General features: G+C 56.2%; 13 protein-coding genes. 5 read left to right on the top strand and 8 right to left on the bottom strand.

The genetic code is table 11. The annotated features are described in order from the left end of the window. The first annotated feature begins 1 nt into the window (after position 1). On the top strand, positions 2-3,160 hold the full coding sequence (locus tag AC6CIG_RS28025) for a type ISP restriction/modification enzyme (protein WP_498324221.1): 3,159 nt from the start codon (positions 2-4) through the stop codon (positions 3,158-3,160). On the opposite strand, the gene AC6CIG_RS28020 is transcribed toward AC6CIG_RS28025, so the two are convergent. After that, positions 3,141-4,142, bottom strand: coding sequence for a restriction endonuclease (locus AC6CIG_RS28020; protein ID WP_437412441.1), 1,002 nt, complete (start codon positions 4,140-4,142; stop codon positions 3,141-3,143). The genes AC6CIG_RS28025 and AC6CIG_RS28020 overlap by 20 nt on opposite strands. A 136-nt stretch (positions 4,143-4,278) precedes the next feature. On the opposite strand from AC6CIG_RS28020, the gene AC6CIG_RS28015 reads away from it, so the two are divergent. Both AC6CIG_RS28015 and AC6CIG_RS28010 read left to right on the top strand, forming a co-directional pair. After that, positions 4,279-5,157 (top strand): hypothetical protein, encoded by an 879-nt coding sequence (locus AC6CIG_RS28015; protein ID WP_498324220.1) that lies wholly within the window; start codon positions 4,279-4,281, stop codon positions 5,155-5,157. Further along, positions 5,121-5,384, top strand: coding sequence for a hypothetical protein (locus AC6CIG_RS28010; RefSeq protein ID WP_437412443.1), 264 nt, complete (start codon positions 5,121-5,123; stop codon positions 5,382-5,384). Before AC6CIG_RS28015 ends, AC6CIG_RS28010 begins: the two co-directional genes overlap by 37 nt. 205 nt (positions 5,385-5,589) lie before the next feature. Here AC6CIG_RS28010 and AC6CIG_RS28005 read toward each other — a convergent pair whose 3' ends face one another. The 6 genes from AC6CIG_RS28005 to AC6CIG_RS27980 form a co-directional block, all read right to left on the bottom strand. Beyond that, positions 5,590-5,826 carry a hypothetical protein gene (locus tag AC6CIG_RS28005; protein WP_437412444.1) on the bottom strand — a complete coding sequence of 79 codons (237 nt, stop codon included), beginning with the start codon at positions 5,824-5,826 and terminating at the stop codon, positions 5,590-5,592. 1 nt (position 5,827) lies between these two features. Beyond that, the gene (locus AC6CIG_RS28000) at positions 5,828-6,334 is read right to left on the bottom strand and encodes a hypothetical protein (RefSeq protein WP_437412445.1); all 507 of its coding nucleotides are present in this window, start codon (positions 6,332-6,334) and stop codon (positions 5,828-5,830) included. A gap of 86 nt (positions 6,335-6,420) precedes the next feature. After that, a complete protein-coding gene (locus AC6CIG_RS27995) occupies positions 6,421-6,789 on the bottom strand; it encodes a hypothetical protein (protein ID WP_498324219.1) in 369 nt (122 codons plus the stop codon). A 185-nt stretch (positions 6,790-6,974) separates the two neighbouring features. Then, the gene (locus AC6CIG_RS27990) at positions 6,975-7,313 is read right to left on the bottom strand and encodes a hypothetical protein (protein ID WP_437412447.1); all 339 of its coding nucleotides are present in this window, start codon (positions 7,311-7,313) and stop codon (positions 6,975-6,977) included. 196 nt (positions 7,314-7,509) lie between these two features. After that, positions 7,510-8,547 carry a hypothetical protein gene (locus AC6CIG_RS27985; RefSeq protein WP_498324218.1) on the bottom strand — a complete coding sequence of 346 codons (1,038 nt, stop codon included), beginning with the start codon at positions 8,545-8,547 and terminating at the stop codon, positions 7,510-7,512. A 936-nt stretch (positions 8,548-9,483) separates the two neighbouring features. Further along, positions 9,484-10,476, bottom strand: a complete 993-nt coding sequence (locus tag AC6CIG_RS27980) for a site-specific integrase (protein ID WP_437412449.1) — start codon at positions 10,474-10,476, stop codon at positions 9,484-9,486. Positions 10,477-11,196: 720 nt separating this feature from the next. Between AC6CIG_RS27980 and AC6CIG_RS27975 the strand changes: the two genes are divergently transcribed. Next, positions 11,197-11,919 (top strand): hypothetical protein, encoded by a 723-nt coding sequence (locus tag AC6CIG_RS27975; RefSeq protein ID WP_437412450.1) that lies wholly within the window; start codon positions 11,197-11,199, stop codon positions 11,917-11,919. 8 nt (positions 11,920-11,927) lie between these two features. Here the strand turns inward: AC6CIG_RS27975 and AC6CIG_RS27970 are convergent, their stop codons facing one another. After that, entirely contained in the window at positions 11,928-12,671 is a 744-nt protein-coding gene (locus AC6CIG_RS27970) for a hypothetical protein (protein ID WP_437412451.1), read from the bottom strand. Between the two features lie 158 nt (positions 12,672-12,829). On the opposite strand from AC6CIG_RS27970, the gene AC6CIG_RS27965 reads away from it, so the two are divergent. After that, positions 12,830-14,068, top strand: a complete 1,239-nt coding sequence (locus AC6CIG_RS27965; RefSeq protein WP_437412452.1) for a PAN domain-containing protein — start codon at positions 12,830-12,832, stop codon at positions 14,066-14,068. Positions 14,069-14,270 lie beyond the last annotated feature (202 nt).

The raw sequence follows: 14,270 nt of genomic DNA, 5'->3' as shown, positions 1-14,270 counted from the left end.
TATGCCAGTAAGTTCCGCTCATGGGGGAACCATGAGTCAGCAGCTAATTAATCAGTATTTGAATGAAATCGATCGTCTCCGGAAATTCTCGGGCTTTTCGAACGAGCAGATTATCCGACCTGCCTTCCGCCGCCTGCTCGACACCTGGGCGAGTTCCGGCAAGCTCGTCTTTATGGAGGAATACCCCTACCAAACGTCCATGAAGTCGACAGTCTACCCGGATGGCACGGTGCTGCACGACATCCGCGTGCCGCTTGGTTTCTGGGAGGCGAAGGATACCAAGGATGATCTAGACGAGGAAATCCGCAAGAAGCTCGCCAAAGGCTATCCGCAGGACAACATTATCTTCGAGAACTCCGAGGTCGCGGTCCTTATTCAAAACCGGCAGGAGGTGATGCGCGCGTCGATGACGGACACATCGACGCTGCACAAGCTGGTCACGCTTTTCTTCGGATACGAACGAGCCGAGATCGCCGAGTTCCGCAAGGCGGTGCAGCAGTTCAAGGCCGACCTGCCGGCTGTGCTCAAGGCCCTACGCGCCCGCATCGACACGGCCTATGAAGAGAACGCCGAGTTCCGCGAAGCAGCGGCGGGTTTCCTGGAGACCTGCAAGGAGACGATCAACCCGGCGCTCGGCGAAGCAGACGTGCGGGAAATGCTGATCCAGCACATCCTCACCGAAGAAATCTTCGCGCATGTGTTCAACGAGGGCGATTTCCATCGCGAGAACAACATCGCTAGGGAGCTCTATGCGCTGGAAGGCAAATTCTTCACCGGTGCGGTGAAGCGTGAGACGCTGAAGGGACTGGAGCCCTACTACGCGGCGATCCGGGCGAACGCAGCGCAGATCAGCAGCCATTCGGAAAAACAGACCTTCCTGAAGGTAATCTACGAGAACTTCTACAAGGTCTACGACAAAAAGAAGGCCGACCGCCTCGGTGTCGTCTACACCCCCAACGAGATCGTGAAGTTCATGATCGAGGGGGCGGACTGGCTTTGCGAGAAGCACTTTGGCCGCAATCTGATTGACGAGCATGTCGAGATCCTCGACCCCGCGACCGGGACCGGCACGTTCATCTGCGAACTGCTCGAATATTTCCGTGGCGACCCGAAGAAGCTCGCCCACAAATATAAGAACGAGTTGCACGCGAACGAGGTGGCGATCCTTCCCTATTACGTCGCCAACCTGAACATCGAGGCAACCTATGCAGCGATCTCTGGCCAGTTCGCGGAATTCCCGAACCTCTGCTTCGTCGATACGCTGGACAACATCAATGCACTTGGCATCAAAACCGGACAGCATGTGGGCGACCTGTTTGGAGCAATGTCCGACGAGAACATTGAACGCATCAGGCGCCAAAACGCTCGTAAAATCTCGGTCATTATCGGAAACCCACCATACAATGCCAATCAACAGAACGAAAATGACAACAACAGGAACCGCAGCTACGAACATATCGACAGGCTGATTAGGGACAGCTACATCCGGCTTTCGACAGCGCAGAAGACCAAGGTTTATGACATGTATGCCCGCTTCTTCCGCTGGGCTTCAGACCGCATGCACGACGACGGTGTGCTGGCCGTCGTGACCAATCGCTCCTTCATCGATAGCCGCACCTTTGACGGCTTTCGGAAGGCGGTGGAGCAGGAGTTCAACGAAATCTACGTGGTCGACCTCGGCGGCGACGTGCGCGCCAATCCGAAGCTCTCCGGCACCAAACACAATGTCTTCGGCATCCAGACCGGCGTTGCCATCTCCTTCATGGTCAAACGGCGGCGCGAGAAGGGCTGCAAGATCTTCTATGCGCGGCGGCCGGAATTCGACACGGCCGGGGACAAGCTAGCTTTTCTTGGATCGTCGAAGTTCTCTGGAATCCACTTCGACCGGATCGAGCCGGACAAGAAGGGAAATTGGATCAATCTGGCGGAGAACTCGTGGGACGAACTGGTTCCGGTCGCAAGCAAGGATACGAAGGCCGCGAAGTCGCCGTCGCGAGAACGTGCAATATTCAAGTTATTTGCAGGCGGCATAAAAACCAACCGAGACGAATGGGTGTATGATTTCTCGTTCAGAAAATTGGAGCAAAAGATCCGTTACTTTCAAGCGGTCTTAAATGACGCGGCTGCAAAGAACGTTGGAGATATCGTGTCTCTGAGTGCTCAGATCAAACTCTCCAGTTCACTCAGATTGCCGAAACATCATCTCGCATTTGCAGGTAGTCGTATCGTTCCCGTGGAACTCCGCGCCTTTGTGGAGGGCTATTATTACAGTGACAAAAATCTCAGTGACCGCCTTACGGAGCATCACTTTGCTGCGTTCGGAAAAGATCTGCGAGGGACAAACACCGTCGTCGCGTTCAGATGCGTTTCGGCTGACGATGGCCTTACAGTCCTCGCTGCTAGCCGGCCTGTCGACTACAGCTATGTCAAAACCGGAAATGGCGGAACAGAGACGCTCCCCCTCTACCGCTACACCTCATCTGGCGAGCGGGTCGACAACATCACCGACTGGGGCCTGAAGCAATTCCAGAAGCACTACGGCAAGGCGGAGAAGAGCACCAAGGAAGACATCTTCCACTATGTGTATGCGGTGCTTCACGACCCGGTCTACCGCGAAAAATACGCGCTGAACCTCAAGCGCGAGTTCCCGCGGATCCCGTTCTATCCGGAGTTCCGCCGCTGGGTGGACTGGGGCAAGCGGCTGATGAATCTGCATATCAGCTACGAGACGGTCGAGCCGTGGCCTCTTGAGCGGCTCGACATGCCCGATGAAAAGGCGCGCGCGGCCGGTGTAGCACCGAAGGCCATTCTGAAGGCCGAACCGGAGAGCGGCGTGATCCGCATCGACAGCGAAACCGTGCTTTCCGGCATTCCTCCGGCAGCCTTCACCTATCGACTCGGCAACCGCTCGGGCCTTGCATGGATTCTCGACCAATACAGGGAAAAGAGGCCGAAGGACCCGACAATCCGCGAGAAGTTCGACACCTATCGCTTCGCGGACCACAAGGAGAAGGTGATCGACTTGATTGCCCGCGTTACCCGTGTTTCCGTCGAAACCATGGAAATCGTTGACGCAATGAGATCTGCGCGCAGGGAAGGATACAAAAGCGTCGAAACGGACACCAGTAAAGAACGAATGGTTACGACCACGCCGGAATAAAGATCCGCTTCAATGGCACCAATTGCTGCGTTTCCAGATCCAGCTTGTCAAACTGTTCCAGAAGGCTCTTTACGAGTTCGTCCAGATCCATCAGCGCCAGCGGAATGTTGGCCCGCTCAGCTTCGTAGCGCGCCTCTCGGGTAAAGCCGCCGGTGCTGACGTAAAGCCCCTTGTCTTGTGGATGACGCCCTCCAAGAAAGCTACGGACGTCAGGAGCGCCCATGGCACCTTTGCGGTGTTTCACCTCGACCACGATCCGGGGAGACTCGAAACCAAAGCCGTCCGGCGATGCTACGATGTCTTTGCCGCGATCCGGACCAGCATCCGACACGCGGGTTTTGTAGCCAAGCGACCGTAACATCCCGGCGACCAGGTCTTGCATGTCCTCCCAACTCAGCGCATTCACCCTGTCCTTGATGAATTCGTGGGCGCGACTCGCCATCGATTCAAAGACATCCTCCTCCGCGGCCTGGGCATTCGCTAGCAGCGGCTCGACTTTAATTGGCTCGCCGGAAGCTAAGGCTTGCTTGAGCTCACCAGCGACTTCGCTTGATATCCTGAAAAGGGTTGAAATCGACCCCAGGCTGTTCCGGCTGTCGACCGATAGCAGGTCGCGACTAACTTCGCCCTCCCAGCGCACTGGACGGACGTGTGGATCTGCTGGATCGACAATTGGATCGAAGCGGTAGGCGCCTGTAATCTCCCCGAGCAGATAAACGCGGCGCGAAGGATCGTAGGTCACGATCATGTCACCTACGACGATTTCATTAACGAACCTGTGCAGTTGCCCCGCTGCCATGGCAACGCCCTGCGGCTTGATCTCGGGCCAGGTTGCCGCAACCTTATCGGCAATCGCCTTACGATTTTTAACCTGCCCTAGATCGCCGACAGCACCCCAACCGACCGCCACCGCCGACTGCTCCTTGAAAGCATCAAACAGCCGGCCATTGCGCTCCGCGCGCACCATCCAGGACCTAGTCATGCAAATCTCCTTGGTTGTGCGCACTGTCTTGCACAATCTGCTTGCGTGCAAGTAGGTTGTGGTTCGAAGCCAGAAATGTGTGAAGCCGATGAGCTTGTCGCGTAGACAGATCTACGATCTTGTGTGGTCCAAACCTATGAACAAGCTCGCGATGGAGCTTGGGCTCTCTGACCAAGGGCTCGCAAAGGCATGCCGCCGTTACGACATACCCGTGCCTCCGCTCGGCTACTGGCAAAAACTAGCACATGGAAAAACGGTAGATCGGCCACCGCTCGAAAGCACTCATTTCGATGAAAACACGATCGCTCAGGTTTCACCGGGCGTGAAAATGCGACCGAAGCCGATCAAGGCAGAGATCATTAAGGAACGTGGCTCCGCAACCCAACCACAAGCCGAGCCTAAGACCGAGAAAATCGAAAAGCCTCATCCGATGCTGATAAAGATCAAGAAGGCTTTCGATCGCTGCAAAAAGCCAGGTGAGTTCGCTTACATCGACGTGAGCCCATTCAAAATCCGCGCCTCGCCCCTAGAAGCCGAACGTGTATTGTCGCTGATTTCTAGCGTCGTTGCCGCGGCTCCATCCGAAAACTGGGAGATCAAAACCTTGAAGGATGGCGATTGGGAGCTATTGGCGAGCGGAGAACGGGTCGAGATTTCTCTCACCGAGAACACTAAGAATGTTCCGCACGTCCCGACACCAACCGAAGTTCGTGAAAGCAAGCTCTACTCCTGGATCAAGATACCGGAGTTCGACCATGTGCCGTCCGGGGAGCTCAAATTCACCATCACGAACGTCTCTTACCTTGGCGTCAGATCGAACTGGGCCGATGGAAAGAGGCAGACGCTAGAGTCGGTGCTGCCGAGTTTTATCGAAGGCGTCTCATTGGCTGGAGCCGCGCTCTATGCTCGCCGTCTGGAGCGAGAAGAACAGGCACGCAAGCAGAAATCTGGCAACGGCAAGAAGCCGAACGTCGTCGGATGGAGGAGATCGAACGAACACGGTTCGCTGCGTTGAAGCAGCAGGCGCGGCAGCATAACGAGGCCGAGTCGTTGCGCGCCTATGTGAACAAGGTGAAGAGCATGATCGATCTGGCTGCGGAGGATGACAGGCAGAAGGTCCAAGCCTGGATTGAGTGGGCTGAGAGATCAATCGATAGTCTCGATCCATTGTCTAAGGGTCTTCCGATTTTGATGTCTGAAAATGAGGCCTACACCAACTCGTGGCGCTACCGCGATCAATAGCGTCCTTGACGCGCATGAGCTCACCGGCTCGATCTGCGCGTTCCGATGCTGCTTCACAGCACCCAACACGCCAAGCGCACCGGTGAAAGGCCTAAGACTTTGGATGGCATTTAGGAATATCCGAAAGTGCCGACGCGTATGACTAGCGTGGTCGAGGCCACGCTAGTCATCATGGGCGTCAATTTCGACGCTTCCGATAGTGCCTTTAGGCTTCGGTTGCGATCAGCATTTCCAGGATATCGCGGAGCTCGTGCTTCGTTGCCTTTTGCAATCCGAGCTGCGCGAGGCATGCCGTCGCGGACGGGACACTATCCTGCAATTCGCCGAAGTCTTCGAAGAACTGTCCGCAGGTGTCCCGCCGGTCGTCGTGCGGTTCATCACCCACGCCATACTTCGCCTTTGCGACACTGAGCATTTCCTTGAGTTCAGGGCTGAGAGACATTTTACGCTGCCTCCTTCACTGCGGCACCGTTCCCAATCTGGAGCAGATAGACCCTGTCGTTTCCTTCTTCGAGAAGGGCGACCAGCGGGCGGCCAGAAAGGGAGAAGATCTCCAACGTGAAGCGACTATCGGTTTCGATACACGGAGCCTCCGGATCGCCACCGTCGACCATCCGACCAAAGGCCTCACGAATCAGCGCCCCCTGAGACCTCCGCGTCATGTAGTGCACATTATAAGCACCATCAGTCTCGCGCAGCGGTTCAAGGATGTTCACCGGGCGATCGATACTCTTGCTCAGGCTTGACGGATGAATTCCATCCACCTGCCCGTCGACGGTGTTCTGGTGCGCCAGCACGACCAGACCAGCGGGTGCGCTCAGATATTCAACAGCGTGATAGGGTGCCTTCAATACAAGCCCGCGCTCGCCAGAATGGCCGTAAAGCTTCGCGATATGGCGACGGAAAGACCGCTTGCTCAGAATTTCACAAGATGCTGCCGAAGTGTTCATTGGTTTGTCCCTAGCTCTATTGGTGGGACACCCCATAAGTCACACATCTCGTTACTTTTCAAAAGGATTTCATAGGGTAATGATAGTTATTTGTTTTCATTCAGAAATTCTCGTCGAGCAGCAACGAGCTCCTTCAGATTCGCAATGCTCATTTGACAGATATTCTTGAGCGTTTTCAGACGTTCTGCATCTTCGTCACCGTAGCACTCGCGACCTCGAGCATGCAGTTCAATCTGGTGGCCACGAACTAGCAGTGCGACCGCGTCGCTCATCGAGATCTCCGGCACCGGCCCGAGCGTTTCTAGGATACGGCCCTCGAGCATTGGATCGATGGAGAAACGGCAGTTATCGGAAATAACGCGAATCCGACCGGCGATCGACGCCAGAACACTGACGGATGTCTGTATCTCATCCTCGGCCCGGGTAGGCGAAGGCGCCGCCAGCACCAGGCTCAAGAAAAGACCGCATGCGGTTCTGAGCTTGCCGCAGTGGCGAGCTGTAGAAGTGATTTTTGATCTGGATGACATTATCGCGTCGCACCTCTCTCGTCGACAGACCCGGCGAAATGCCGGGCCTCACGACGCTCTTTGGACGGGTGCAGTCCAGGCGCAATGGCGGAGAAGCCACAGAGGTGACCCATTCAGGCCGCAGGACGCTCCTTCAGAATGGCGTGCACCCACCGCACGCCAACAGGCGGCAGATGACCATCCTCTGCCGCGAGCAGCGTGCCGAGCAGACGAGCAACGTCGCCGTAGGTGCGCTCCTCCCGGAACCAGGTCAGGTATTCGTGGCCGCAGAGCTTCCGCATGTCGGGATCGTAGCGAGGCGGAAACGGCTCGAGGTCGTTAGCCAAGATCTTGCACAGATCCCGAAGCGTCAGAGGCGCGCCGTCGCGCACGCCCGCGCCGTGACTGTCCTTGTTATCCACGTAGTATTCGAAGCGGTTGCGGAAGAACCGGCGGATGTCGATGATGTCCATTATTGTCTCCAAAGAAAAGGGCAGCGGCAGCCCGCCGGATCGGCGGGCAGCAGATGGTGTGTGAAGCAGAAGAGCCGAGATAACTACTACTACGAAGCGGTAGAGCCACCCGGAGATGGGAGAAACTATATGAAGTCGTGTAACGGTCAACTTATAATAATATATCTCCTCTATAGTATTGAAACTTAGTTGACCGTTACATTGCAGTTCCTCCGAGCGTTGATTCGGCAGCGACGGATGCATCCGCAGCCTCTGCCAGGCGCTTACGATATGCTCGAACACGAAGCTTGGTCTTCTCCCGGTCATTTGCTAACCGGGCCCGCTTCAGGGGGGATACCGAGCCAAAACGAGCAGTCATCTCCGTAATTGCACGCCGCTGAAATTCGTGGCACTTCTTCGCGAACGGGCAGAGGAAGCAATCGGCAGCACCGTGATCGTGAGCAGGCACAAGGCCGAGGCACGCCGGGGCAAGGCCGACGATGGGCAAATCCCTCTTCGGTGCGGGCTCTATCAATCCAAGGTCGATGTCGTCCCGAATCTCGCTGATGGTTCCAGGCCGCGTTGCCTCCGGCACCAGCTCCATTCCAGCCGCTAAAGGCACATGACGCTTCTTGACACAGTGGTTCGCGAGCTTCGCCGCCCAGGACTTACCGGGAGCGTTCATGTGATCGAGCAGAAAGCGTCGAAACTCATCCTGATCCTGGAGCCCGCGATAATGCTCCGTCTGATACGGCGCCAACGCTGACATACCGTCGACAATAAGAGGCAGGTTCTCCACGGCAAAGGCTTCGAACTTGCGGGTCCACTCTTCGACAGATCCCTTGGACCCAAACATCTGGTCGGGCGTCGGCGCGTGATGCCACTTGCGCCTTCCAGCGAATTCGAACCCGAAATCAATCAGCAGGTCGTAGGGTAGACCATGCCGGTCGGCGTGCTGGCGTGCCTTCCAAACGCGGGTGAGCTGCGGCCCGGCGTCGTCGAAAAGGGAAAACGACAAGCCTACGCTGCGCCGACCCTGCTCACGGTCCCTGTGTTGCTCAATGAACCTCCGAAACCTCTGGCGATAGAGAGATACGAAGAGCTTGGTTGCAGCGAGAGGCGACATGAACCGATACGCGAACCACTTCTCATGTGCGATTTCACGTTCAACTTCCAGCACATCGGGCATAATGAGACGCATGGCCTCAATGTTGTCCATCAGGCGTTCGCTATCGGAAATCGAAAATGCAGGCATGACTTCTCCTTCGGGCGAGTTCATCGTCCGTTCATGCGTTTCAGGGGCTGTAGCGCGTTACTAGCTACTGTATAGCGATCCACGGATCGGAGCGCATACGATCGTGAGCGAAAGTTTCAGACCCGGTGAAACGCCGTTGACTCGAGGATCTTCGCTGGCGCGATCCGTGGCGCAGAATGCGGTAGAAGTGCGCATCAACGCTCACGCTCGCCCTACGAGCTTCCCTGTCGATTTTCGGCATGGGAGGATTGGACCTCGGGCACTCGCCAGCATGGAAGGCATCCCCATCATAGACGTTGATTTTTCCTAGGACTTCGCTCTCCCGGTCGCCCTCTCCGAGGCTCGGCGTGAGAAAGGCAAAGGAGGCTTCTCGGCACCGGATGGTGGCGAACAGTAGGGCGGCGCGCAGCGAATGATCGTCGGCGATGATGTCAATCCAATCCCAAGTATGACGCTGTCTGGGGCAGCCCGACCCTATCCATACCGGGAATGGCGGGGCCGCATCGCTCGTAGATAGATCTACTACTCCATACCTGGTGACACACTTGGATATGTTTTCGACGCTGGGAATCAAGGGTTTTTGAGAGACCTAGACCGACCAACCTGCCACACCGTAGGCACTTGCACCTTGTGTCCGGCACCGTCTCAAGAACGCCCAGGCTAAGCTTCGGCTCGACACAACCAAAGCGGGCTTCAGAACCTTTACGCGTTGGGCAAAAACGCAGAAATCGAACGGATCTGTCAAGTTAGCGTAAAGTTAGCGTAAAGGTTCGTCAGGCTTCGGCGTCAATTGACAACGTCTGCACACCCGCGAACGCAACCAAAGATAGGCATTTAGCAAGGATTTCCGCCCTCAAACCTGACAAACTTGCGCGCTCACCGGGAAAAGGTAAAGGTCGCGCAAGCCTGCGTGACACGGCCGACTCGTCGATTGATCTATCCGAGGCGTCCCACGAGATCGTCAGCGCTCAGGTGCGTATAGCGCTTGAGCATCCGGAGTTCCTTGTGACCTGAGATGCTGCTGACCTCGATCACGTTGAGCCCGCGCTCGAACAAGCGGCTGACCCCTTCGTGACGTAGATCGTGGAACCGCAGCTCTGTGACCTCAGCCCGGGTCAGAAGACGATACCAAGCTTGCTCCAGCGAACCTGGAGCCATCGGAAACAAGCGGGGCTGGTCTGGATCCGCCCGCGTCTTCCACTCCGTCAGCGCGTCGAACGCACGCTGTGACAGAGGCACCTCTCGTCCGGATCCATTTTTCGTCATCTTCAACGCGATCACCCGGCGATTGTGCGAGATATCGGACCATTGTAGCCCGAGGATCTCTCCACGGCGCATCCCGGTCTCGATGGCAAGAATGATGAGCGTCTTGAAGAACGGTATTTTCCCGCCGGCGCATGCGTCGAGCAGGCGCTGCTCTTCATCGCCCTGCAGACGACGTTTGCGCTCATTCCGGACCACTGGGCGACGAACGAGCTTTACGACGTTCCGACCAAGTGGCAGTCCCCAGTCGCGGATCGAGACCTCGATGACGTGGCTGAGGATCGCCAGCTCTCGGACGGCGGTAGATGGAGCTACGCTGCGAAGCCGCTCGTCACGGAACGAAGCAATGTCCTGCTGGCTCAGCCCGATCATGGTCCGGTAAGCAAGCTCGTGACGCCGTAGGACGTCGATCCTCTGGATCTCCTGAACCGAGCCGCGCTTGGTCGGCGACACCTCGCGCTGATAACGTTCCAGCAGTTCACCGAGTGTCGTGGTCTCGAGGATCTTCGTGTCCGGAGCGGCACCGAAGCGATCGACCTGGTTCTCCAGGTCACGAGCCCACTTCTCTGCCTCTTGCTTCGTGTCGAAGGACTTGCAGCGGGGCTTCATGCCGCGCCGACGCACTTGTGCCTGCCAGCGTCCCCTGAGCTTGCGAATCGTCGCCATGTGATCTCCAATGGATGTCGAAGATCACGCGTAGGACGCCCCTGGAGGGGTGCCAAGGCTTATCCCGGCCCGGCGAGCATTGATGCGCGCTAGCTTTGTGGTGGTAACCCGTAACAACCAGGGAGGGAACGTGGACCCCTACGATTTTGACGAACATCGGAAGAGATTCGCAGGATGGGCTGCTGCAACTGCAGCGAGGGCTTCTTCGAAATGCCGATTCAGTCGAGAACAGGGCCTTCAACTCATTAGGGAATCTGACCTTTCGATACTCGGCTTGACTTGGGAGCAGCTGCCGACGCTGCCGATTTCGAAGCTTGCCATCGCGAATTGCGTAGCCAGGTCTGTGAGCTGGCCCCAAGTTTGTTGGGAACGCAGGGTTCCGCCTTCAGTCCGGGAATAGCCGCGAAGCTCATTAACGTCTACTTGAAAGCGATGCTCCTAAGCGGCCCTTCCCTACAGAGGGGACCGCCTGGCTTGATGGAAAAGGCAAATGCGCTTCATCCACCGATAGATAGATTGTTACTGGAGATGCTCGCCAAAAGAGACAGCCCCGATAGGCGCAGGTTTTGGAGGCACCGGCTGAAGACAGGCTGGTCAAGCTTCAGCGATGCCGAATATGAACTGACCATTGAAGAAATTAGAGTGGTTACGGGCGGCGCGCTCTGGAAAATTGAGAGATTCTGGCTGCCCGGTGCACAAGACTGTGGGACGGAATGAAGGATGCAGAACCGATATGCAGGCGATATCGGCGACTTCATCAAGCTTGCGCTGTTGAGATACGTCGGAAATGGCCGGCGGCTTGGTGTTGCTTGGTATCTCTATCCCGACGAAGATCACAACTCGGACGGCAAACATATAAGCTATCTTCGCGACCACACTCGCTGGCGCTACCTCGATCCTGAGCTGCATGATGGTTTAACTGAGATCGTGAAGCGGAACCGATCGGTAGCTTCTTTGGAGCGAGCCGGCTTCGTCAATGCAAGTTATTCCGGTGAAGTCCTGATCTCAGCCGGTCTTTCGGCATCGGAGCGCACACACTGGCGAGCTAATTGGTTCCAACGTGTTCTCGCTGATCTAGGGGACGCAGACATCGTGTTTGCCGATCCTGACAATGGTCTCACAGACGACGAACCACGTCGCCATCGAACTAAGCGCTTCGGTAAGCAGATACCGCTAGATGAAGCACGACGATTGGCAGACGGCCGATCGGCGATCGTCTATCATCACAACACACGATTTAAGGGCGGTCATGACGCCGAGGTCGATCACTGGCTAAAGCGGCTTGGTAACGACACCTTGGCAGTGAGAGCAAATTCCTACAGCTGCCGAACTTTCTTCATTCTGAATCCAGACGGCGAGACTATGAAACGTGCAGAGTCTTTCTGCGACAAGTGGTCCGGTCACGGGCTGCGTCTTCACGCAAACGCAGCGCGCCGCGCTTAGCCCCCGTCTCACAGATGATCGACGTTGGGACCGGTCGCTTTGGCGATCAGAGCTTCTGGCCTCGGTATATGGCCTTTCACCAGCTCGTCCGGGTGAGTTGGGAAGACGTGGATCCGCCCGCATTTCTCAACGCGAAAAATAGTTATTCCCAATAATTCGCATGCCGGCATGATCTTTTCTGCGTGTATGTCGAACCACCGTGACACGGGCAGCGCAATCCCGATATTTGCGCCCTGAAGCGCCTTTCGTCCCGTCCATGCTACAGCGTTGTGAAAGGCAGCGGCGGTGGCAAAATAGGCACCGGGACTATTTGCCTCTGTCCCAAATTTCTTGCTTCCTGGTTTTGAGCTTGTTCCGCCCTTTGCCTCGATTACCCATCGCGCCCCGGTAGTCGGGTGCAGAGCATCGATATCGTAACCACGCTGTCTCGTTGTGATGATCTTTGGCGCAAAGCCCTTGCCCCGTAGCCACGTGCCTACAGCATGAGCGACCTGATTTTCATCCAAAGGAAGGCTCGGTTCGCTACTTCCGTCTTGACCATTGGTAGACTTGTCAGATTTCAGCATTGGCTCAACGGCCATTTTAGCGGCATCTGCCTCAATCACCGGTCCGTCGTCGTCTTGAACGGGGGATGCCCGCTCTACTTCGCGGCGATCGCCGAGAGGGAGGGGCTCGAATCTCTGATGGGCGTGCACCCATGCCGCATCGTCGCGCGTCCTGTTAGCTTTTCCGTGACCTTGCGTCTTCACCAATGAATTGCTCCTCGACTAGCGTCTTTGCCATTTCGCAAGCACGGGCATTAAGAGTCAACTTGCAACCTCCGCCTGTTTACGGCTTGATAAGACCTTAAGCTTGAGGTGGGGGCACCGCTGTGAGATTGATCGGGGTATTGCGTCACTGGTTGTTGGCGATGTCGGCACTGATCTTGTCGATCACGCCATGTTTCTCTGCGGAAAAGGCGTTCGGTCCCTTCTCCGTCATTGATACAAACCCGGATATCATCATTCTGAATGGTGAAATTGACGTAGGATCCGCCCTCAATTTTCGCCGCGCTCTGCAGGCGGCACCGAGTGCGAAGCTCGTAACTCTGAACAGCCCAGGCGGCACTGTCCAGATGGCGCTGCTAATAGCAGACGACATCCACGCGAAGGGCCTTTCGACATACATTGCTAAGGGAAGCGAATGCCACTCGGCTTGCGCCTTTTTGTTCCTTGCCGGCATAGAGCGGCAGTCTGACGGAGCGCTGGGTGTTCATCAGATATCATCTGGGTCAAACGACCTGGTTAGTGCGCAGCTCTCGATTTCCGATATCATCGACGTTCTCAATCGCTTCCACACTCCGATCGAAGTGATGACAACGATGTTCAAGACGCCCCCAAGCGAAATGCACGTTTTCACGCGTGAGGAAATCGACCAGTATAAAATCAATCGCAAGCGCGGAGATCCCGAACCTGCTGACGCTCAGCCAATCACGTCCTCTGGACCGAGCACTACACTGATCACTGGCACTCCTACGCCCGCCCAGTCAGCTAATCCCGAGGGTCAAGGGCCGGCAGCGAACGAACAAGCTCTTGTTAAGCCATCGGCAATAGAAGACTTCATGCGCCGCCCTACACGCATGGCACTCTTTGCCGGACTCGATTTGTTCGGAGACGATCTGACATCGAAGCGAACTGCCGACGCAGCCGAGTGTGCCCAAAGTTGTCTATCGATGAATGGTGAATGCAAGGCATTCACGTTCAACGTGAACCCAAAGATCACGCGTGGGCCTAATTGCTACTTGAAGTCCAGCGAGGGCCGCGCTGACGGCAATTCAGTCGCAATTTCGGGCAAATTTCTTAGCAGCGCCGAAGCGGATCCCCAAGCTTTCACAATCGGCACCATCGATCCAACAGCAGCACTATTCAAAGATGTAGATCTGCCAGGAGGCGACCTAACGTCGCGCCCGTCGCAGATTGGACGCACCGCTCAGCAATGCCGTCTTGCATGCATTGATGAAGCGCGCTGTGTCGCTTTTACCTACATCAAACGGAAGAAAGAGTGTTGGCTTAAGGGCGCAGTCGGGTCGCCGAGGTATCAGCAGGGCTTAGTGACCGGAGTGAAAAAAGTGCAATCCTTCTCGGCTGCGAAAATCGTCAACCTTCAGTGAAGCAATTCGCGGGAGGCCGTAGTCTACGTCAAACGGTTTCATACCGCGGCGGCGCACTTGAGCTTGCCAGCATTCTCGAAGCTTTCTGATCGTTGCCATGTGATCTCCGATAGATATTAACGATCACGCGTAGGATGCCCCCATTTAGGAGCCAAGGATATTTCAGGGATTTATTGGCTGTCTATCTCGCTGGGTCCGACAG

The sequence above is a fragment of the Sinorhizobium sp. GQ132 genome (assembly GCF_059758575.1).
Note: the sequence above shows the minus strand (reverse complement) of the source record. Positions and strands in the feature narration are given on the sequence as shown.

Bases quoted from the DNA above. Each gene is read 5' to 3' on its own strand.
- AC6CIG_RS28005 (WP_437412444.1), bottom strand. From the start codon at position 5,826: ATGTCTCTCAGCCCTGAACTCAAGGAAATGCTCAGTGTCGCAAAGGCG.
- AC6CIG_RS28020 (WP_437412441.1), bottom strand. From the start codon at position 4,142: ATGACTAGGTCCTGGATGGTGCGCGCGGAGCGCAATGGCCGGCTGTTT.
- AC6CIG_RS27985 (WP_498324218.1), bottom strand. From the start codon at position 8,547: ATGCCTGCATTTTCGATTTCCGATAGCGAACGCCTGATGGACAACATT.
- AC6CIG_RS28015 (WP_498324220.1), top strand. From the start codon at position 4,279: ATGAACAAGCTCGCGATGGAGCTTGGGCTCTCTGACCAAGGGCTCGCA.
- AC6CIG_RS28025 (WP_498324221.1), top strand. From the start codon at position 2: ATGCCAGTAAGTTCCGCTCATGGGGGAACCATGAGTCAGCAGCTAATT.
- AC6CIG_RS28000 (WP_437412445.1), bottom strand. From the start codon at position 6,334: ATGAACACTTCGGCAGCATCTTGTGAAATTCTGAGCAAGCGGTCTTTC.
- AC6CIG_RS28010 (WP_437412443.1), top strand. From the start codon at position 5,121: ATGGAGGAGATCGAACGAACACGGTTCGCTGCGTTGAAGCAGCAGGCG.
- AC6CIG_RS27990 (WP_437412447.1), bottom strand. From the start codon at position 7,313: ATGGACATCATCGACATCCGCCGGTTCTTCCGCAACCGCTTCGAATAC.
- AC6CIG_RS27975 (WP_437412450.1), top strand. From the start codon at position 11,197: ATGCAGAACCGATATGCAGGCGATATCGGCGACTTCATCAAGCTTGCG.
- AC6CIG_RS27980 (WP_437412449.1), bottom strand. From the start codon at position 10,476: ATGGCGACGATTCGCAAGCTCAGGGGACGCTGGCAGGCACAAGTGCGT.
- AC6CIG_RS27965 (WP_437412452.1), top strand. From the start codon at position 12,830: ATGTCGGCACTGATCTTGTCGATCACGCCATGTTTCTCTGCGGAAAAG.